This is a genomic window from Salinimicrobium gaetbulicola (genome assembly GCF_042676025.1).
Lineage (GTDB): Bacteria > Bacteroidota > Bacteroidia > Flavobacteriales > Flavobacteriaceae > Salinimicrobium > Salinimicrobium gaetbulicola.
The window spans coordinates 362,185-383,576 of sequence record NZ_JBHTJP010000032.1 but is presented as its reverse complement, the minus strand read 5'-3'; the positions used below and the strand labels follow the sequence as shown (position 1 = coordinate 383,576).

General features: G+C 39.2%; 13 protein-coding genes. 9 read left to right on the top strand and 4 right to left on the bottom strand.

What is annotated here, in order from left to right; genetic code table 11:
* Positions 1-40: 40 nt before the first annotated feature.
* The 3 genes from ACFQ1G_RS03195 to ACFQ1G_RS03185 are packed head-to-tail and all read left to right on the top strand — an operon-like array spanning position 41 to position 2,881.
* Entirely contained in the window at positions 41-880 is an 840-nt protein-coding gene (locus tag ACFQ1G_RS03195) for a 1,4-dihydroxy-2-naphthoyl-CoA synthase (protein WP_380736827.1), read from the top strand.
* Positions 868-1,398, top strand: a complete 531-nt coding sequence (locus ACFQ1G_RS03190) for a PH domain-containing protein (protein WP_380736826.1) — start codon at positions 868-870, stop codon at positions 1,396-1,398. The genes ACFQ1G_RS03195 and ACFQ1G_RS03190 overlap by 13 nt, the downstream gene beginning before the upstream one ends.
* A complete protein-coding gene (locus ACFQ1G_RS03185) occupies positions 1,391-2,881 on the top strand; it encodes a PH domain-containing protein (protein WP_380736825.1) in 1,491 nt (496 codons plus the stop codon). The genes ACFQ1G_RS03190 and ACFQ1G_RS03185 overlap by 8 nt, the downstream gene beginning before the upstream one ends.
* A gap of 74 nt (positions 2,882-2,955) precedes the next feature.
* Here ACFQ1G_RS03185 and ACFQ1G_RS03180 read toward each other — a convergent pair whose 3' ends face one another.
* The 4 genes from ACFQ1G_RS03180 to uvrA form a co-directional block, all read right to left on the bottom strand.
* Positions 2,956-5,370: an alpha-ketoacid dehydrogenase subunit alpha/beta gene (locus tag ACFQ1G_RS03180; protein WP_380736824.1), complete on the bottom strand. Its 2,415-nt coding sequence runs from the start codon at positions 5,368-5,370 to the stop codon at positions 2,956-2,958.
* 189 nt (positions 5,371-5,559) lie between these two features.
* Positions 5,560-8,370 carry a metalloprotease gene (locus ACFQ1G_RS03175; RefSeq protein WP_380736823.1) on the bottom strand — a complete coding sequence of 937 codons (2,811 nt, stop codon included), beginning with the start codon at positions 8,368-8,370 and terminating at the stop codon, positions 5,560-5,562.
* Positions 8,371-8,557: 187 nt separating this feature from the next.
* Positions 8,558-9,247 carry an LOG family protein gene (locus ACFQ1G_RS03170; protein WP_380736822.1) on the bottom strand — a complete coding sequence of 230 codons (690 nt, stop codon included), beginning with the start codon at positions 9,245-9,247 and terminating at the stop codon, positions 8,558-8,560.
* A gap of 19 nt (positions 9,248-9,266) precedes the next feature.
* The gene (gene uvrA, locus ACFQ1G_RS03165) at positions 9,267-12,098 is read right to left on the bottom strand and encodes an excinuclease ABC subunit UvrA (RefSeq protein ID WP_380736821.1); all 2,832 of its coding nucleotides are present in this window, start codon (positions 12,096-12,098) and stop codon (positions 9,267-9,269) included.
* A gap of 371 nt (positions 12,099-12,469) precedes the next feature.
* On the opposite strand from uvrA, the gene ACFQ1G_RS03160 reads away from it, so the two are divergent.
* The 6 genes from ACFQ1G_RS03160 (at position 12,470) to ACFQ1G_RS03135 (ending at position 21,380) form a co-directional block, all read left to right on the top strand.
* The gene (locus ACFQ1G_RS03160; RefSeq protein WP_380736820.1) at positions 12,470-13,471 is read left to right on the top strand and encodes a response regulator transcription factor; all 1,002 of its coding nucleotides are present in this window, start codon (positions 12,470-12,472) and stop codon (positions 13,469-13,471) included.
* A gap of 165 nt (positions 13,472-13,636) precedes the next feature.
* Positions 13,637-15,469, top strand: a complete 1,833-nt coding sequence (locus ACFQ1G_RS03155; protein ID WP_380736819.1) for a hypothetical protein — start codon at positions 13,637-13,639, stop codon at positions 15,467-15,469.
* Between the two features lie 132 nt (positions 15,470-15,601).
* Entirely contained in the window at positions 15,602-17,023 is a 1,422-nt protein-coding gene (locus ACFQ1G_RS03150) for a hypothetical protein (RefSeq protein ID WP_380736818.1), read from the top strand.
* A gap of 100 nt (positions 17,024-17,123) precedes the next feature.
* Positions 17,124-18,059, top strand: coding sequence for a hypothetical protein (locus ACFQ1G_RS03145; protein WP_380736817.1), 936 nt, complete (start codon positions 17,124-17,126; stop codon positions 18,057-18,059).
* Positions 18,060-18,167: 108 nt separating this feature from the next.
* Entirely contained in the window at positions 18,168-19,814 is a 1,647-nt protein-coding gene (locus tag ACFQ1G_RS03140; protein ID WP_380736816.1) for a thrombospondin type 3 repeat-containing protein, read from the top strand.
* A 513-nt stretch (positions 19,815-20,327) separates the two neighbouring features.
* Entirely contained in the window at positions 20,328-21,380 is a 1,053-nt protein-coding gene (locus tag ACFQ1G_RS03135; RefSeq protein ID WP_380736815.1) for a M12 family metallopeptidase, read from the top strand.
* Positions 21,381-21,392: the final 12 nt, after the last annotated feature.

Sequence of the window (21,392 nt, the reverse complement as noted above, 5' to 3'; positions counted from 1 at the left end):
AATATTAGAAAAGGCCTATTTTTACGTAAAAATAAGAATTATGAGTAAAGCGAATTATAAAACGGTAAAAGAATACGAGGACATTACCTACAAGAAATGTAACGGTGTGGCCAGGATCGCATTCAATAGGCCGGATGTACGCAACGCCTTCAGACCAAAGACCACCAGTGAATTATATGATGCTTTTTATGACGCACAGGAAGACACTTCAATTGGAGTAGTGCTTCTTTCTGCGGAAGGCCCTTCATCCAAAGACGGAGTGTATTCCTTTTGCAGCGGCGGGGATCAAAAAGCAAGAGGCCACCAGGGCTACGTTGGCGATGACGGAATGCACCGTTTGAATATCCTGGAGGTACAACGCCTTATCAGGTTCATGCCAAAAGCGGTGATCGCTGTGGTTCCGGGATGGGCTGTTGGAGGAGGACACAGTCTTCACGTTGTTTGTGACCTTACTCTTGCCAGTAAAGAGCACGCGATCTTCAAGCAAACCGATGCCGATGTGACCAGTTTTGATGGTGGATATGGCTCTGCCTACCTCGCAAAAATGGTAGGACAGAAAAAGGCCCGTGAGATCTTTTTCCTGGGCCGGAATTATTCTGCACAGGAAGCTTTTGAAATGGGAATGGTGAATGCCGTGATCCCTCATGACGAATTGGAGGATACTGCTTATGAATGGGCACAGGAGATACTTGCAAAATCCCCAACTTCCATTAAAATGCTGAAATTTGCTATGAACCTTACCGACGACGGTATGGTTGGGCAACAGGTTTTTGCAGGGGAAGCGACCCGTCTGGCTTATATGACCGATGAAGCCAAGGAAGGTAGAAACGCATTCCTTGAGAAGAGAAAACCGAATTTTGAAAAGAAATGGATTCCATAGCAGAAGACAAATTTTCGAATTTATCAATAGAAGTAGCTTCGCTTCCTCGATATGAGGAGGCCGGGCTTACTTCATTAGCTCCCAATTACCTTTTAAAAAGGAATATCAATACCCTGATCTCTTTACTGGTATTTAGCGCGATTCTGGCCGTGGTTTATTTTTTCCTATCCGATTTTCCATTTTATGTATTTCTTGGTGGAGGTGTATTTTTAGTGATTATTGGCTGGTCTTTCTTTACCAACTTTCAGCTAATGAAACGAAATGGTTATTCCTTGAGGGAACTGGACATTATTTATAAACGTGGATTTTTATTTGAAAAGACGACAGTTGTACCTTTTGACAGGGTTCAGCATGTATCTGTAGAAAGATCCTTATTGGATAAGTTTTTGAATCTTTCCACACTTAAGGTCTTTACGGCAGGTGGCTCGGGAAGTGATGTAAATATTCCCGGTCTAAAACCTGGTATAGCGACTTCCCTAAAAGAAGAAATTTCAGAAAGGATAGCCAGGCATGCCTGAATACGATTTCTCCAAACCTCAGCGCCAGTCTGGAATCGGACTCATTCTGATCTTTACTACCGTATTGTATCACCTGGTACGAAACCTTTGGGTGATCATTGTTTATTTCCTGGTAAGGGAAGTAAGTCAGCGCACTTTGTTACTTGCAACTCTTGGGGTGATCGTGGTACTTTTTCTAAGTCTTCTTTACAGTATTGCGGCCTTTTTTAAATTCAAATTTCATATTGATCAGGAAAACAGGGAGTTCGTTCTCCAAAAAGGGGTTTTTTCATCAGATGTTATAAATGTACCGTTCTCAAAGATCCAGCAGGTTAATTTCAAGCGGAACCTTTTACAGCGAGTGATAGGAGTGTACAGCATTGTTATTGAAACTGCGGGTAGTCAACAGAAGGAAGTCGAGATAAAAGCCCTTTCGCAGGATAAAGCAAATGAACTTTCTGAACAGCTAATGAGTTTAAAACATTCTGAAGAAGTTGAAGAAACTTCCGAAGATGAAATACCTGGAACAAATAATCGTACTCCAAAATGGCACTTTAAGGTAGGTGTTCCTACGCTTCTTAAACTAGGGCTAACCTCAAATTACCTTCGCGGGGTAGCCATTATCATTACTTTCTATTTTACTCTGCGAGAGCAATTCATGTTAGAGGATACACTTCCCATCGAGATCCCCAATCAAAGCTTTGTGGGAACAGGATCCTTGGTGTTCATATTGATACTGCTGTTGATCGGGATGTTCATTACAATTGCCGAAACAGTCATCAAATATTATGATCTTAATCTTAAAAGGTACAGCGATGCCTTGCAGGTAGAAATGGGGCTGCGTACAAATACCAGGGTCAGTTTAAAGGAGAACCGGGTTCAGCTTTTTGAGGTTGTCACCAATCCTTTGCAGCAATGGCTGGATCTTTATCAATTGAAACTTTCACTTGCCAGTAGTGAGAATGATCTCAAGAAGAGTCAGATCAAGATTCCGGGTTTACCACCAAACATCATTAGCGAGGTCAAAGATTTTTTCTTTAAAACAGAGGTGACGGAAAAAACATTTCTCGTGCCTCATAAGATCTATTTGCTTCGGAAAATTTCCCGCGGAATGATTCCGGCGGTAATAGGGCTTCTCGCAGCTTATTTTTATCAGGAGATGCTGTCTTTTGCTTTCATTGGAGGAATTTTAAGTCTTTATGTGGTTTTATTGACAGTTTACAATTTTTTCTATTACAGAAGACTGAAGCTTTCGGTTTCAGATGAATTTCTGGTGAAATATTCCGGAATATGGAATCGGCGACAACAATATATTGAAATGTACCGATTGCAATCTATTTCGATTCAACAGCCAATTTGGTATAAAAGGAGGGGGCTTGTAAATCTGACTTTTCATTCGGCTGCTGGAGATATTAGGTTTCCGGTACTCCGCATTTCAGAAGTACAGCCATTGATAAACTACCTGCTTTATAAGATAGAATCCACCTCAAAAGAGTGGATGTAGAATCTGATTTTAAATGTGATAAAATAAAAAAGCCACGAATGAAAATCCGTGGCTTTTTCAGTTTTATTGAACTTTTACTTGAACTTAGGATATTTTGCAGGATTTGATTCGTGCATGATCCCGTACGTTTTTTCAAAGATGTCTTCCGCAGAAGGTTTAGAGAAGTAATCTCCATCTGTTCCGTAAGCAGGGCGGTGTTCCCTTGCTGCCAGAGTTTGAGGCTTGCTGTCAAGGTATCTCCAGGCGTTCTGCTCATCAAGAATATTCTGAAGGATGAATGCCGAAGCACCACCCGGAACGTCCTCGTCAATCACTAATAATCTATTTGTTTTGGCAACACTTTTCACGATGTCGTGGTTAAGGTCAAACGGAAGCAGAGACTGAACGTCTATAACTTCTGCGTCTATTCCGACCTCTAAAAGTTCTTTTGCAGCCTGCTCTACCAATCTTAAAGTAGATCCGTAGGAAACAAGTGTGATATCTGATCCTTCCTTTACGGTTTCCACAACCCCGATCGGTGTTTTGAATTCACCAAGGTTGGTCGGCATTTTTTCTTTAAGTCGGTATCCGTTTAAGCTTTCTACTATCAGGGCTGGTTCGTCGCTTTCCAGTAAAGTGTTGTAAAATCCTGCCGCTTTTGTCATGTTTCGGGGAACCAAAACATGGATACCTCGTATTAAATTGAGAATTCCTCCCATTGGAGAACCACTATGCCAGATCCCTTCGAGTCTGTGACCACGGGTTCTAACAATTAGTGGAGCTTTTTGTTTTCCGGCAGTTCTGTATTGCAGCGTGGCGAGATCATCACTCATGATCTGCAAGGCGTATAACAGGTAATCGAGGTACTGGATCTCGGCGATAGGGCGAAGTCCTCTCATGGCCATTCCAATTCCCTGACCTAAAATAGTTGCTTCTCTAATTCCGGTATCGGCAATACGCAACTCCCCGTATTTTTCCTGAAGCCCTTCCAGTCCCTGGTTCACATCACCGATCTCTCCTGTATCTTCTCCAAAGATCAAAGTTTCGGGATATTTTCCGAAGATGGTGTCAAAGTTATCTCTGAGTACCAATCTCCCGTCCACTTCCTGAGCGTTTTCGTCATAAGTAGGCTCAACACCTTCAATTTTCAGCGCGTTGTATTTTGAATTACTGTATAAGTGGCTGCTGTATTCAGGTTGTACCGCTTCGGTATAAGAATCAATCCAGTTGATCAATGCGGTTTTTGCATCTGATTCTTCCCCGATCAAATATCTCAAAGCCTTACGAGCGGTAGATAAAAGATCTTTTTTAAGTGGTTCTTTAATATCTGCCAGCTCTTTCTTTAACTGAAGTATGAAAGTTTTGTTAGAACTAGAAGCAGCCGTTTTTTCAAGTAATGGTAAAACTTCCTGGTGTCTTTGTTTTACAGGAGAAACATGAGCTTCCCAGGCAGCTTTCTTGCCATCGCGAACCTGTTTCTTAATATCTTTTTCGATCTCCTGAAGTTCTTCCTCGGTTGCGATGTTTCCGGAGATCATCCATTCACGCATCTTCACATTACAATCGTGTTCTCTTTCCCATTGCAGGCGCTCTTCACTTTTATAACGTTCGTGAGAACCTGAAGTAGAGTGCCCTTGTGGCTGTGTAAGTTCCTTCACGTGGATCAAAACCGGAGTGTGGGTCTCACGCGCAATTTTACTTGCCTTTTCATAGGTCTCAATAAGAGTAGGGTAGTCCCAACCGTTTACGGTAAAGATCTCATACCCGTTATTTTTATCTTCATCTCTCTGGAAGCCTTTTAGAACCTCAGAGATGCTTTCTTTCGTGGTTTGATGCCTTGCGTGAACTGAAATTCCATATTCATCATCCCAAACATTCATCACCATTGGCACCTGTAAAACTCCGGCGGCATTAATGGTTTCCCAGAAAAGGCCTTCACTTGTACTGGCATTACCAATAGTTCCCCAGGCGATCTCATTACCGTTCTTTGAGAAGTTCTCAGCATCAATTCCCTCTACATTTCTATAGATCTTCGAAGCCTGGGCAAGTCCAAGAAGCCTTGGCATCTGTCCTGCGGTAGGAGAGATGTCGGCACTTGAATTCTTTTGTTGGGTAAGGTTTTTCCAGGTACCGTCTTCCTGAAGACTGTGAGTCGCGAAATGTCCACCCATTTGTCTCCCGGCAGAACTAGGTTCCTGATTTATATCTGTGGTAGCGTAAAGTCCGGCGAAGAACTGTTGAATATTTAGAGCGCCAATGGCCATCATAAAAGTCTGATCCCTGTAGTATCCTGATCTGAAATCCCCGTTTTGGAAAACCTTTGCCCAGGCTAGCTGCGGAACTTCTTTTCCATCACCAAAAATACCAAACTTAGCTTTCCCGGTTAAAACTTCCCTTCTTCCTAAGAGGCTGCATTCCCGACTTGTTACCGCAAGCTTATAATCTTCAAGAACTTGGGTTTTGAAATCTTCAAATGAAATAGCACTTTTTGAGGAGGTTTCGCTTTGCATAAATATTGATTTTATATATGCACAAATGTAAAAAAAACAATGATTAATTACAATTCAAAAAAAAGCGATTAAATTATATTTTTAAGACCAGAAGTGTAATTCAAATGAAAGATTCGTAATCATTTGAGTAAAATCTACTTTTCTTTAAAAATACGTAAATTCAGGAATTCGTTTAAGGGTGCTTAAAAACTATAGCCATTCTCTTGTGAATATTCCTACAAGTGTTTTGATATCAAGAGTAGCGATAAATCGGATTTTCTGGTCATAGTTACCGTCCTTGAATTCCCATCCGTTACTCGAATATACGGGGAAGAAGATCTCAAAATAATCCTGGATGATACTCGCTCTGATTCCTGAATCATACAGAAATTTGGCTGAATGATTCTTGTTTTTCACCAATCCGACATCTGCGTAAGCGTAGATCCATTTCCAGATAGTGGTGCTTCCGTTTACCGTGGTGATCCACTGATTGGCGAATTTAGGTTCTAGAACAGATTTAAAGCCACCTTCAGCCATGATGATCTGCTGACTGAAGAGTCCGCTGGTTTCACTTCTTCCGTAGTAATTATAATCGTACAGGTAATCTGTAGGGCGATCTAAGGCAAAACTAAAATAATCAGAATCCGGAAGGTCATTATAGAGGAATGCTCCTCCAAAGAATCGGACGTTTACCTGCCGGTCATTTTTAAGAAGTTTACGGTATTCCAGGGTAAATGAGGATTTAGCGAATTTTTCTGCCACCTGGAAATCCACAAGTCCTTTTACATATTCTACCAGGCCGGGATTGTTATAAGAGTATTTTAAGTTAAATACGCTGTAATCTGGTACTTCCAAAGGATTTTCAAGATTTTGATCTCGATTTACATTCACATTCCTAACCAGGAAATACTCCTTTTTACTGTTTCGCATCAATGAATTTCTAAAGGAAAGTGACAGGTATGGAGTTACTCTCTCATAAAAGAGATTATAGCCATAAGAAAAACGACTACCGCTCGCGCCATATCTTACAGAGTAGAGGCGTTGGTCTTCAAGGAATATCTGATGGGAAAATGCAGCGCTACCTACTATAGTTTGACTATTCAGTCCGTAAAGGGGAGCAATTTCAAATTCAAAATTCTTCTGTAGAAATGTGGCATTATAGACCTTTGCTCCAATCGAAGGGCCGTCGTACAGGTTATATTCAAAATCTGGCATAAAGAAGAGCTGAGTATAACCGGGGTCTTCAACATCCTTTAATAACCGGAATTGTATTGGTTTATTAATAAGCCCGGTTACTGACTTGTAATTATTTCGCTGATTTAGTTCAGGGATTTCTGCTTCATAATTAAGGGCCAGTTTGTCAATTCTTTTTGCCGGAATGGTCACCGTTTTTGATTTCTGAGCATGTTCCACCCAAGTTTTGTAGACAACTTTGCCGTCGTTAAGTCCGTAGAGAGAAACCGGCATTCCGTTTTCTGTGCGGTTCTTAATAGTTACTTTTAAGGAATCTCCCTCTTTCTTTACACTCCTGATCCTGAAATCAATTTTTTCCCGGCTGTTCACATAATCTTCAAAGAACCAGTCTATATCTTTTCCTGAATTTCTTTTCAGAAGGATTTCAAAATCATGAGAACTTGTAGAACGTAATTTATAATTTTGATAAAAATCCTTAATAGAATATTTGACTGTCTTATCCTCCAGAAAATGTTCCAGATATTTCAAGCCCACACCGGCCTTATAGGGGTTACCCAGGTTTTTATTGAATTTGCTTAGAGAATCCTGAGGCGTAGAAAGTGCTTGATCCAGGTTCTGTCTCGCCACGTACAGATACAGCAAAGAGTATTGAGAGTTAAAATCAAGATCTGCCGCATGAAACCATCTTATTCCAAAAACATCACTTAATTTTCCTATTACTTTTAGATCAGGATAATTCGTTTTAATGTAATCCATCATCAAATAGGTCTGGATCGCATCGTATACCCAGTTATCTTTCCTTGGATTAAGCATCAATGTATTTTGAAGGTAACTCTGGGTTATGGTTTTAAATTGCTTTAGATCATAGTTGAAGCCTTCTGGGAAAGGCCTTAGAAATTTTGGTAATTGGTTTAGACCGTACACTGGATTAGCAGAATACTGTTCCTGGGTAGATAAGATCTTATCATGCGGATATTTCCCGAGATTATCCTGAAGATAAGCCGTGATCCTTTTAATGAACATAGATTTTAGAACCGGGCTTATCCCATCATCGTTCATATTGGTAATAACGTGAAGGCTGTCTGTCTCAAAATCTTCAAAAACATAATTCTCGGTGAGAAAGAGTTCAGTTTCCAGTCGCTCGCTTCCTCTTAAAATTACGGTTTTATGCTCATTTTGAGATTTAACCTCTTCTGTGCTCAAAGGAGATATAGCGGCATATTTGGCGGGGAAGCTTAGTTGTATCTCCAGTTCCATTTTAGGAATATAATAGTCATTCATATTCTTATGACTATAAACCTGCCAGCCATCTTTATATACCCCCGGAGTGAGGTACCAGTATTTTAACTTATATCCGTTTTTTGAGAAACCATAACGCGTAAAATCTTCACCAGGGATCTTGACACTGTAATTGAGATTGAAAACATATTTTTCTCCGGGAGCAATTGGAGAAGCCGGAACTATCTTGATGATATCTGGATTTTCAAGAAGCCTGTTCCAGGATATGCTTTCCAAATCAGGGTTTAATATGGAATTGATCGTTGTGGCTCCACGTTTCTCCTGACTGGCAAAATGAAAATTTCTGTCATAATCCTCATAAAAACGACGAGCCAAAGGCGTTCTCTTATTAGAGAAAGCGGACATCCAATCATTGAGATATATCTCGTAAAGTGTATCTGAACTTAAATTCCTGTATTCAATACGTTGCTGCACATAAAGTGACTTAATGGTATCGTTCAGTTCGGCTTTAATAAAGGAATATTGTTGCCCATAAGTTGAACCGCACAGGAAAGCAAAGAAAACTCCAAAAAGAATTTTTTTAGTCAAGGTTTTTAATGGGTAGAGTAGAGTTGGACAATAATTTCATTTAAGGGGTCAAGATATTGTTTTACTCAGTAAATATAAGGCTTATTAGTAATATTTTAGTACTTGTAACATTACAATAGAGGTGGGTAATGGGATAAAAAAAAGGTGCTTTTAAAAAAGCACCTTTAATAGTTATCACTTCTAAAAATTAGAAGTTTGGACTCAAATTATATTCATCGTAGAACTTGTCAAGAATCTCAATTACCTCATCTGCAGTATCTACTACCTGTACAATATCCATGTCACCGGCACTAATATTTTGAAAACTGTCAAGTAAAGTTGTACGCACCCAATCAATTAATCCGCTCCAGAAATCACGACCTACCAGGATAATTGGAAATTTATCGATCTTGTTTGTCTGGATCAGGGTGATCGCTTCAAATAACTCATCTAAAGTTCCGAAACCACCCGGCATTACTACGAATCCCTGTGAATATTTCACGAACATAACCTTACGAACAAAGAAGTAATCAAAATTGATATTCTTGTCGCTGTCGATATATGGATTATCATGTTGCTCAAAGGGCAGGTGAATGTTTAGTCCTACTGAAGTACCTCCCGCGAGATGAGCTCCTTTGTTTCCGGCTTCCATTACTCCCGGACCACCCCCGGTAATAATCCCGTAGCCGTGTTCTACGATCTTCTTGGCAACATCCTCTGTAAGTTTATAATATGGATTGTCAGGCTTTGTTCTCGCCGACCCAAAGATGGAAACACAGGGTCCAATTTGACTTAATTTCTCATATCCGTTAACAAATTCTCCCATGATCTTAAAGATGGCCCAGGAGTCGTTTGTCTTAATTTCATTCCAGCTTTTAGTACGCGTTTCTGTTCTCATATAATATTTCAAATTACCGCTAAAGTAGTTCTTTTTGTAAAAACTGTGCGGTGTAGCTTTTTTTATGTTTTGCAACTTCTTCAGGTGTTCCGGTAGCAACAACCTCTCCACCGTGCTTACCTCCCTCATAACCAATGTCAATGATGTGGTCGGCCATTTTCACCACATCAAGATTGTGCTCTATAATAACAACTGTATTCCCTTTATTGGTCAATTTGTTAAGCACTTCCATTAGTACCCTGATGTCTTCAAAATGAAGTCCTGTGGTGGGTTCATCCAGGATGTAAAAAGTGTTCCCGGTATCCCTTTTAGAGAGTTCTGTAGCCAGTTTGATACGTTGTGCTTCCCCTCCTGATAAGGTTGTACTCTGTTGCCCTAGCGTGATATATCCAAGACCAACATCCTTAATGGTCTTTAGTTTTCGGTATATCTTCGGAATGTTCTCGAAGAACACGGTAGCTTCGTTAATTGTCATTTCAAGGACGTCTGAAATGGACTTACCTTTATACCTTATCTCGAGGGTTTCCCGATTGAATCTTTTGCCCTGGCAGGTTTCACATTCTACATAAACGTCGGGCAAAAAGTTCATTTCTATAACTCGAAGCCCACCGCCTTTGCAGGTTTCACAACGCCCACCTTTGACATTAAAGCTAAATCTACCGGGTTTGTACCCCCGAATCATTGCTTCGGGCGTTTTCGCAAACAGGCTTCTTACTTCTGAAAATACTCCGGTATAAGTTGCCGGGTTGGAACGTGGGGTTCTTCCGATTGGGGTTTGGTTAATATCGATGACCTTATCAATATGCTCCAGGCCTTTTATCTTTTTATAAGGCATAGGTTCTTTAACCCCGTTAAAATAATAAGCGTTCATGATAGGGTAGAGGGTCTCATTGATAAGGGTGGATTTTCCACTTCCCGAAACGCCCGTGACCGCGATCATTTTTCCAAGAGGAATAGTCACCGATACATTTTTCAGATTATTTCCGGTGGCACCAGTAAGCTGGATGCTTTTGCCATTCCCTTTTCTTCTTTTCTTCGGAACTTCGATTTTCATGGTTCCGTTAAGGTAATTGGCAGTAATTGTATTATGCTTCTTGATCTCTTCAGGAGTACCTTCGCTTATGATCTCCCCGCCATGTCTTCCGGCTTCAGGACCAATATCGATAACATGGTCGGCTCGTTCGATCATATCTTTATCGTGTTCTACCACAATTACCGAGTTCCCTAAATTCCGAAGTGAAACAAGAGAATTGATAAGCTTTTCATTGTCCCTTTGGTGTAGTCCAATACTAGGTTCGTCCAAAATATAAAGGACACCTACCAGTTGTGAACCAATTTGTGTTGCCAGTCTTATTCGCTGTGCTTCCCCTCCGGAAAGGGTTTTTGAACCGCGATTTAAGGACAGGTAATTTAAACCTACGTCTACTAAAAACTGTAACCGGACTTTAATTTCTTTAATAACTTCAGAAGCTATCTTTTTTTGCTTTTCTGAAAGTTCGGGCTCCAGTTCATCAAACCACTGCGCCAGGTCTACGATATCCTTTTGAGAAAGTTCAGCAATATTTTTTTCATTGATCTTGAAGTACAAAGATTCCTTCTTTAATCGGCTGCCGTTACATTCCGGGCAGGTGATCTTGTCCATGTACTCTTTGGCCCAACGCCTAAGAGAGGTGGATTCGTTCTTATTATAGGTTTCCTCAATAAAGCTGGCAACTCCTTCAAAATCTATCTTGAAATCCCTGGTAATTCCAAGTGTTTTCGACTCTTTAGTGAATTTTTCATTTCCGCCAAACAGTATCATTTCCAGGGCTTCCTGCGGAATGCTTTTTATCGGATCATTTAAGGAGAATTCAAAACGTTCTGCTATCAATTCCAGTTGTTTGAAGATCCAGTTCTTTTTTTGAGGACCATGAGGTGCGAGCGCGCCTTTCTTTATACTTAAGGACCTGTCTGGGATTATTTTGTCAGGATTCACCTTATGCAAGGTTCCTATCCCGTTACAAACCGGGCAGGCACCCTTAGGAGAGTTAAATGAGAAATTATTAGGTTCTGGATTTGGGTATGAAATCCCGGTGGTTGGACACATGAGGTTTCTACTGAAGTATTTTAGTTCGTCTGTGTCCTGATTCAAGATCATTAACACATCATCGCCGTGATACATAGCCGTTTTGATACTCTCGTTAAGACGGTTTCCGTTTTCCTCTTCTGATGAGATCTTCAACCGATCGATCACGATCTCTATATCATGAGTCTTGTACCGGTCAAGTTTCATCCCTTTTACGATATCCCTTATTTCGCCATTGACTCTTACCTTCACGAAACCTTGTTTGGCGATTTGCTCAAATAGTTCTCTATAATGACCTTTTCGGGCGCGTACAACCGGGGCAAGAATATTTACCCGCTGATCCTTGAACTTTTCTATAATAAGGTCCTTGATCTGTGCGTCACCATAGCTAACCATCTTTTCTCCTGTATTGTAGCTATAAGCATCACTGGCACGAGCAAATAATAAACGAAGAAAGTCATATATCTCTGTAATGGTACCTACCGTACTTCGTGGGCTTTTACTGGTTGTCTTTTGTTCTATAGCAATAACAGGGGAAAGTCCGTCTATCTTATCAACATCAGGACGTTCCAGACCTCCCAGAAACTGCCGGGCGTATGCTGAAAAGGTTTCAATATACCTGCGTTGACCTTCTGCATAAATAGTATCAAAAGCCAAAGAAGATTTTCCAGACCCTGATAAACCGGTAATAACGACCAGTTTTTCCCTGGGAATTTTGACATCGATGTTCTTAAGATTATGAACCCGTGCTCCTAATATTTCAATATTTTCTTCAGTACCTGTCATAAAATAATTCAAGAGGGCAAATGTACTGAAACTGTACAAATTAATAAAGCATGGGAGTGCTGGAATAGGCTTCCTAACTATTCTTACAAATCAAAACATTTTTCCTGACAATTTTTTCTTAAAACCCTCGATGAAATACCATTTTTTTGATAAATAAACATAAAATCTACGATGAAATGCATTTTTAACTAATTAAATGTCAGGCTAATAGCACGTAAAATTAGGATTAAATTTACTTTAGAAGATATATCTTTACTCTAAGAAACATGGGGGATAGCCCTCATATTTTTAGCTAAAACCAACCCTTTTTAGTGTGTTCGAGAAAAGACATTTCTGAGAGGAAAAATGTTGTGAAAAAATGGTTGACCAATATGGAAAAGAAACAATTACTCCTAATTACTAAAAGTCCTGATCTTTTTTCAAAGTTTGAAGATGAAGCAGGTACTTATTATGAAATAACTACTGTAAAAAATATCCATGCTGGATATACCTTAGCTCTGAGTTATCTCCCTGATGTAATTCTAATTGATGGCGGATCTTTTAGCTTAGAATGTTTAAGTAATCTTCAGAATTTTAAATCTACCCATTTTTTAAATAAAAGCTTTCTCTTCTTAGTAGGTAATAGTGATACTAAGACCTTGTTGGAGAGAAAATATAAAGACAAGGTAGATGGTCTCTTCTTCCAGAAATCGGAGTCAAATTCTCTTTTCCAGGAAATTGATAATGTCATAAAATTAAAAAAATGCATGACCAATTACTGGAGGGATTCATTCATGGGCCTCTTCAATCTTCTCAAAAACCCTGTGGTATTATTACAGGATGAAAAGATAATCGCAATGAACGATGCCTTTAAAAAAGATTTTTTTATCACCAAAAACTGTCAATTACGACTTACAGACCTCGTAAAGGATAAAAATAAATACAAGGTTAAGGAAACCCTACGCAAATTTCTAAAAGGAAAGCATATGAAGGCTTCCACCACTACCTCAATTTCTATGAATGGTAAACTCCGGGAAGCGAAAATTTCTTTTTCAAAACTGGATAAGGCATTAAGCGGACAAATGGTGATGATGATCAATTTTACTGGAAAGGAATTGCCAGTGAACGAAGAAATTGGCTCTTCTTCTATAGAAACCGAAAATTATTTTTCCACACCACAAGGTAGCGTAGAAGAGTGTGAATTCACCAAAAGAGAAAAAGAGGTGATAAGCCTGCTTTGTAAAGGATATAAGACCAAGGAGATTTCAGAAGCCTTATGTATATCTCCTAAAACAATAGAAAAACACAGATCTAATATTATAAAACGAACTCACTCAGGAACCATTGTGGAGAGCATCGTTTTTGCTTTAAATAATAATATGATAGAAATATAAGAAACAATGAGAATTAAGGGATTTCCCCCATTGGGCCAGGCTCAGATAAATCCTACATTTAAACAACGTGTAAAATCGAATAATCTAACCCCCATTTTTTTCTGATTTATATAAAAGAAAATTTATTAACCATTCTAAATATATTAATCAAAAACCTTTTCAATTATGAAGAAATTTAAGTTTTTTATTGCGTTTATGGGGGTATTCGCATTGTTATTCTTTGCCTGTAGCAAAGATGAAAATAATGTAGATCCTACTGATGAAAAAGCCACACTATCTTTTGGGGCGATAGTGCAGGATCTAGCCAATAAATCTGCCAATAAACAAACAGATCTTGGCGACATTCCCGAATGTACAGATGATGCGCCTGCCTATGTTCACATAGTTTTAATGCAGGGAGAGAGTGAAGTAGTTGGTGCGCTTGATTCACCTTTCCAGGTAGATTTGGTAGCAGGACAGGTGTTCACCAAAGAAGTTCCTGAACTTGAACTAGAACCGGGGACTTATAGTCTTGAGCATTTTTCAGTTTATAACTCCAGTGGAGATTTAATCTGGATCGCTCCTAAAGGAGGAGTGATGGCAGATTTTGTCGATTTTCCACTTCCTTTGAGCATCAATTTAGAGGCCGGAGTTAAGAAATATGTTGATGTATCTGTATTATGTTATGATGATAGAGATGTAAACCAATACGGTTATTTATTCTTTGAGCTTGATGCCAATAAGGCATTTGAATTTTGCTTCTTTGCAAATTATTGTCCACCAGATGGCGACGGAAGACATTACACCGCAAATTATAGTGTAAACATTTGGTTAGGTACAGATAATACCGGAACTCCACTTTACACTTCCGAAACTCCAGTAACCGGTCAAAACAATGTTGGGGATTACTTCGCAGAACCTGCATGTTTCGTATTGCCTGCAAATGCAGATCTAAACGAAGCTTATTTATACTATGAGGTTACATTATTAGACTGGCCCGGTAACTATGGTACAGTTGCGCCTAACACAGTAATTTCAGGAGTATTGACCGCTCAGGATGTCATTGATAATTTCGATGGAGAGGATAAAGTCAACTTCGAACACTTGAGATTCAATTGTGACGATACTCCATGTCCTGATGGTGATGGTGACGGGGTTTGTGACAATGATGATAATTGTCCGGCAGTTCCTAACCCAGATCAGGCAGATAATGACCAGGATGGTATAGGAAACGTTTGTGACGATACTCCTGATGGAGACGAGCCTTGTGCTGCAAAAGGAGGAGACTCTGATGGTGACGGAATTTGTGATGACGATGACAACTGTCCTAATGATGCTAACCAGTATCAGGAAGATACCGATAATGACGGAATAGGAAACGTATGTGATGATACTCCGGGAGGTGACAATCCATGTGATGCCAGAGGAGGAGATTCTGATGGTGACGGAATTTGTGACGATGATGATAACTGTCCAAATACGTCAAACCCTGATCAGGATAACCGCGACGCAGATGCATGGGGAGATGTTTGTGACTTATGTCCAGACCAAGCCAGTGAAATGAATGAAGAGTGTCCAGAAATGGGAATGGGCTGTGATACAGCATATATGTTCGGTGATCAGGAATTGAATGATGACGCACTTGGTTATAATGGAAATAACTGGGGATGGGGACTTTATGTTGACGGTGTAGGCTTCGAAGAAGATTATTTCGTTGGAGATAATACCTGGGAATTCCCATTCTATGCTGGAGCCGGTCAGAATGATACTTCCAAAGGATGGCAAGCAGGAATTGTTCAGCTTGTACTGGGAGATGACGGAGTTACAGTACAAATTATTCTGAATGATGGAGTTACTATTGATGGTTCACACATTTGGATTTCCGAAGATGGATGGCCAGACAAACGTGCACCAGGACAGTTTAACTATAACTATAACGCAGAGAATTCCACCAAGCCACATAATTATGATGTAGAAGCACCTTTCTATCTTATAGTTCATGGAGGAGTATGTAATTAATAAACCTAATTCCTTTTCGGGGAAATAAATCCCCGAAAAGGAATAATAATGCCCCGGTTAATCCAGAGGCTTAAAAACAAAAAACTGTAATTAATTAACCATTCTAAATATTAATCTAAACCAAAAAATGTTATGAAAACACTTTCAAGCTACTTATGTTTAATTGCAATGATTGCATTAGTCTTTACGTCATGTAGTAAAGATGAAAGTACTGTCCCTGAGGATGGTACTGAAAAAGCCAGTCTGTCCTTTGGCGCAATCGTAAATGACCTTGCTAAAACCAGTGGAAACAAGCAATCCACAACAGATGATTTACCTCAATGTACAGATGATACTCCAGCCTATGTAGAAATAGTTCTTTCTCAAGGAGGAAGTGCTGTAGTGGGATCAACTGATGATCCTTTTAGAGTTGACCTTGTTGCCGGTCAGGTGTTTACTGAAGAAGTGCCGGAATTAGAATTGACACCCGGGACCTATTCCTTAGATCATTTCATGGTGTATAATGCTTCAGGAGAACTTATTTGGGTTTCTCCAAAAGGTGGAGTTTTAGCAGACTTTATTGATAATCCATTACCGTTATCTATCAACTTAGGTGCTGGCGTTAAAAAATATGTTGATGTTTCTGTATTATGTTATGATGATAGAGATGTAAATGAATATGGATATCAATTCTTTGATATAGATACCAATGAAGCGATTGAATTCTGTATTTTCGGTAACTATTGCCCACCTTCAGGAAGACACTATCCAGCAGAATATAGCGTGAGCGTTTGGTCTGGAACCAGTGCCGCAGGAACTCCGCTTTATACCAACGTTTCTAATGAAACCGGTTATTATGAAAACGGAGATTTCTATGCAGAGCCACTATGTTTTGCACTACCGGATAAGGAAGGAGAAGATAACTACTACTTTGAGATCACTTTAAAATCCTCTGATGAATATGGAGAGGTTACAGAAAGAGTAATTAGAGTAGGAGACATTACTGATGATGTGGTTAGAACCTTCTTTGATGGTGAAGACAATCTAGATTACTGGCACTTTAGAGAAGGTGAAGGATGTGGTGATGATTCCGCACCGATCTTCCAGGATCCAGAATCTGAAACAGAAATCTATTCTACATGTGCTTTCCCTCTAAATGACAGTAATTCCAAAGCGCTAACGTACCTTGAAGTACAGGGTAATATGGTTAAAGCAACAGTTTTAGCTGCAGGTGTTACACCAAACCAACAACATGCCCAACATCTTCATGGATTTGATAATGGAACTAACTCTACCTGCCCACCAGCAGAGGCAGATGAAGACGAAGATGGTTTCATCAGCCTGGAAGAAGGATTGCCTTATTATGGTGGTGTGAAACTAGCCCTTAGTAATGAAGACGATTCATTCCCTATGGCCAATGCATCCGGATTTTATACATACGAGAGAACATTTGACATAACAGGAATGGACCTTTCTTGGGAAGATCTTTCTGTAGTAGTTCACGGACGTGATGTAGAAGGAGCCTACAACGCCACTTTACCGGTAGCTTGTGGACAAATTTCTAATCTGGATTAAGTAATATAGACAGAGGCCGAAAGTTCCTCTTTTGGCCTCTTTTAAAAGAAATAAACAATTAACCATTCTAAATATTTATTAATCAAAAACCAATTATCTAATGAAAACTTTTAAGACCTATTTAAGCTTTGTGGCTATTTTAGCCTTTCTGTTTACTTCTTGTAGTAAAGATGGAGAAGTTTCAGAAAACCCCGAATCTAGTAAAGCTGCATTGTCCTTTGGCGCAATCGTCCAGGATCTTGCCAACAAATCAACCAATAAGCAGTCTGATGTAAGTGATTTACCGGCTTGTACAGATGACACGCCAGCTTACGTGGAAATCGTGCTTATGCAAGGAGATACTGAAGTGGTTGGAACCGAAGTTGAGCCTTTCCAGGTAGATCTTGTTGCAGGACAATTATTTACAAAAGAAGTTCCTGAACTTGAATTAGAGCCAGGGACTTATTCCTTAGAACACTTTTCAGTTTATAACGCCGAAGGAGACCTTATTTGGTTAGCTCCAAAAGGCGGAGTTCTGGCTGAATTTGTGGATAGCCCACTTCCTTTGGATATAAACCTTGGTGCAGGTGTGAAGAAATATGTTGATGTTTCTGTTCTGTGTTTCGATGATCGTAATGTAAACCAATATGGTTATATGTTCTTTGAGCTGGATATTAATAAGGCATTTGAATATTGCTTCTTTGCAAATTACTGTACTCCTGAAGGACGCCACTTCCCGGCAAGATATTCTGTAGATATCTCTATAGATGGAACTACATTATATTCTGGAGTAGTAAATACTACAGGAGTAAATAATGACGGAGACCTTTATGCTGATCCACTATGTTTTGCATTGCCAGATCTTTCTGAATATGCAGATGATGAAGAGTATATAGATTATACTGTAACTCTTTTAGACTGGACTGAAGAAGGAGGTTATGGAGATGTTGACCAGATGGAAATTTCAGGAAGCTTGAGCAGAGCTGAAATCATGGCCAACTTTGATGGAACCGATAATGTTGATTACGAACACCTAAGATTTGGATGTGATCAATAATAAGAAATAAGAGGAGGTTATATATCAACCGGTGGATTATCTGCCGGTTGATTTCCTCATTTATAAGAATTAACCATTCTAATTATTAATTAAAACTTTTTATTAACTATGAAAAAAATCAAATTTTACTTGAGTTTTTTGGCAGTTTTCGCACTGCTTTTAACCTCTTGTAGTAAAGATGAGGATTCTGGTGCTTCACCAGATTCTGATAAAGCGACATTGTCTTTTGGGGCAATTGTACAAGATCTTGCTAATAAGAGCACCAATAAACAGTCTGAGGTAGCAGATATTCCTGAATGTGTGGAAGATGCTCCCGCATATGTGGAAATTGTTCTCATGCAGGGAGAAAATGATGTAGTAGGTTCACTTTCAGATCCTTTTAGGGTAGACCTTGTTGCAGATCAGTTATTTACTAAAGAAGTTCCTGAATTGGAACTGGAACCGGGAAACTATTCATTAGAGCATTTTTCTGTATATAATGCTGAGGGAGATCTAATATGGATAGCTCCAAAAGGTGGTGTATTAGCTGAGTTTGTAGATAACCCGCTTCCACTAAATATTAACCTGGGAGCAGGAGTAAAAAAATATGTTGATGTTTCTGTATTATGTTATGATGATAGAGATGTCAATGAATATGGATATATGTTCTTTGAGCTAGACGCTAATCAGGCATTTGAATATTGCTTCTTTGCAAACTACTGTACACCTGAAGGTCGTCACTGGCCAGCAAGATTTTCTGTGGAGATATCTATAGACGGACAGGTTTTATATCCCGCAGCAGAAAATATTAACTATGTTGGACAATATGAAAATGGTGATTTCTATGCTGAACCAATTTGTTTCGCTCTTCCAGACTTAGATGAATATGCAGATGACGAAGCCTATATAGACTATGTACTTACTCTTCAGGATTGGGACGGAGCTTATGGTGACGTGGATCAATTGGTGATCGAAGGAAGCCTGAGCAGGAATGATGTCGTAGCTAATTTTGATGGCGAAGAAAACGTTTATTATGATCACCAAAGATTCGGATGTGATGATGGGGAGCAGCCTGTTGATTCGGATGGTGATGGTTTAGAGGATTCTGAAGATGAGTGTCCTAATGAAGCAGGACCAGCTGATAATGATGGTTGCCCCGTGGAAGAACCTGATGCTGATGGTGACGGAGTAATTGATACAGAAGATGAGTGTCCTAATGAAGCAGGACCAGCCGATAATGATGGTTGCCCTGTGGAAGAACCTGATGCTGATGGTGACGGAGTAATTGATACAGAAGATGCATGTCCTAATGAAGCAGGACCAGCCGATAATGATGGTTGCCCTGTGGAAGAACCTGATGCTGATGGTGACGGAGTAATTGATACAGAAGATGCATGTCCTAATGAAGCAGGACCAGCCTCTAATGATGGTTGTCCAGTTCAAGTAGCAGATTGTATTCCGACGCCTGTGTCAGGTTGTGATACATCCCAGTCTACGACTCTAACTGTCCAGGATGGATTTGTAATATCTCAAGAATTTTATGGAGATATTACCATTCAGGTAGAGGAATCTACAGGAAACCTAACTGTAGGTGTCACCCCTATTGCTCCATATGAGTTGACAGATCTACAAGTTTATATTGAGTCAGAAGCATTAGTGCAGTGTTTTACAACAACAGAGCCTAATGAAGGTGTTGCAGGAACAATTGAAGGAGATTTCGGAAATAGTGCTTTCGATGTAGAAGTGACCGTTAATTATTGTGACGTATCGAATTGATTTAAAAATGTAACTTAGTTCTTGAAAAGGCTGTTCTTTACTGAACAGCCTTTTTTATTTGTCCTCCTCTGTGGGGACTTTCTTAATTATACCCGTAAAAAGCTAATTTTATTAAGATTTTTCTTTCAAAACTTTGATTTTCAAAATGTTAAAGTTGAATTAAAATGTCTTAAAATAATATTAATTCTTATTTTTGACATCGTTAAGAGACACAATATTTCGATGAAAATATTATGCTTTAATACCTCTTTAGAGTATAAATCTGAGGAGTTTTTAAATTTTAAATTTTTCGAGCTCCAGTCTTAACAACCTAAATTTGTTAAAAATCTTATAATTAGGATTTTGGCACAGTTATTACAAGAATACTTGCAGCAATGAAAATTTAAGATTTCCTTTTGATTTCGGAAACCTTTCTTTAACGTAAATCAGATGACACTCGAAACCACAAATAATCAAAATAGTACAGATCTATTTACCCAAAATAGATCTCTTTTAAAAACAAAAAACCTACTTATGAAAAAGATGAAATTAGCTTATTTACTTCCGGCATTAGCTTTATTGGTGTCTTGTAGTAAAGATGATCCTAATGAATTAAATGAGATTGACGGAACCGAGACTGGTGTAGAAATAGTTGAAACAGAGTCTATGGCAGAGGTTGCCAATGCTGATGTTCCCGGAAATGTACGTGAAATGTTTTTTGGGGGACATAAAATTCCTGTAGAAGAATTTAATGGTGAGTATGTATATCAGGGAGATATTCTTTTACCAAAAGACATGGTTTCCGAGCAAGAAGTTCAGGTAGTATATGAAAGAGGGGAAGCGCCCGAGAATAAAAGTGTAGGCCGCACTTCAGCAAGATGGCCAGACAATACCGTATATTATGCAATAGACAGTAATTTAGATAATAAAACCAGGGTCTATGATGCTATTAAGCATTGGGAAGCCAAAACCAATATTCAATTTGTTGAAAGGACTTCGCAGTCAAATTATGTGTACTTCGTGAGCGGATCAGGTTGTTCCTCATATATCGGAATGATAGGAGGAAAGCAGAATATTACCCTTTCAAGCAGTTGTTCTACGGGTAACACTATACATGAAATTGGCCACGCTATAGGTTTATGGCATGAGCAAGCCCGTGTTGATCGTGACAATTATATCACTATTAACTACAACAACATTCAAAGTGGAAGAGAGCATAATTTCTACACTTATGCTCAACAAGGATTCGATGGGGCTGAATTTACCAATGCTCTTGATTTCGGATCAATCATGATGTACGGTTCTTATTCTTTTTCAAGCAATGGTCAGCCAACTATTGTTAAGAAAGACGGAAGTACCTTCAATATCCAAAGAAGCGGGTTATCTACAGGAGATGTAACGGGTATAAACAATATGTACCCATATAGCTCTGGTGGAGGTGAAACTCAAACTGAAATATATGTTAATGGAGAAACCTATTACATAAGTGGGTTAACCGTTCTTCGTTATCTGGATACCTGGTATTTCAGTACTAAATATGGATATAAGCGAGTAGAATTGATTAATGATAGATGGTATTGGGTTTAGGATCTCAATCTC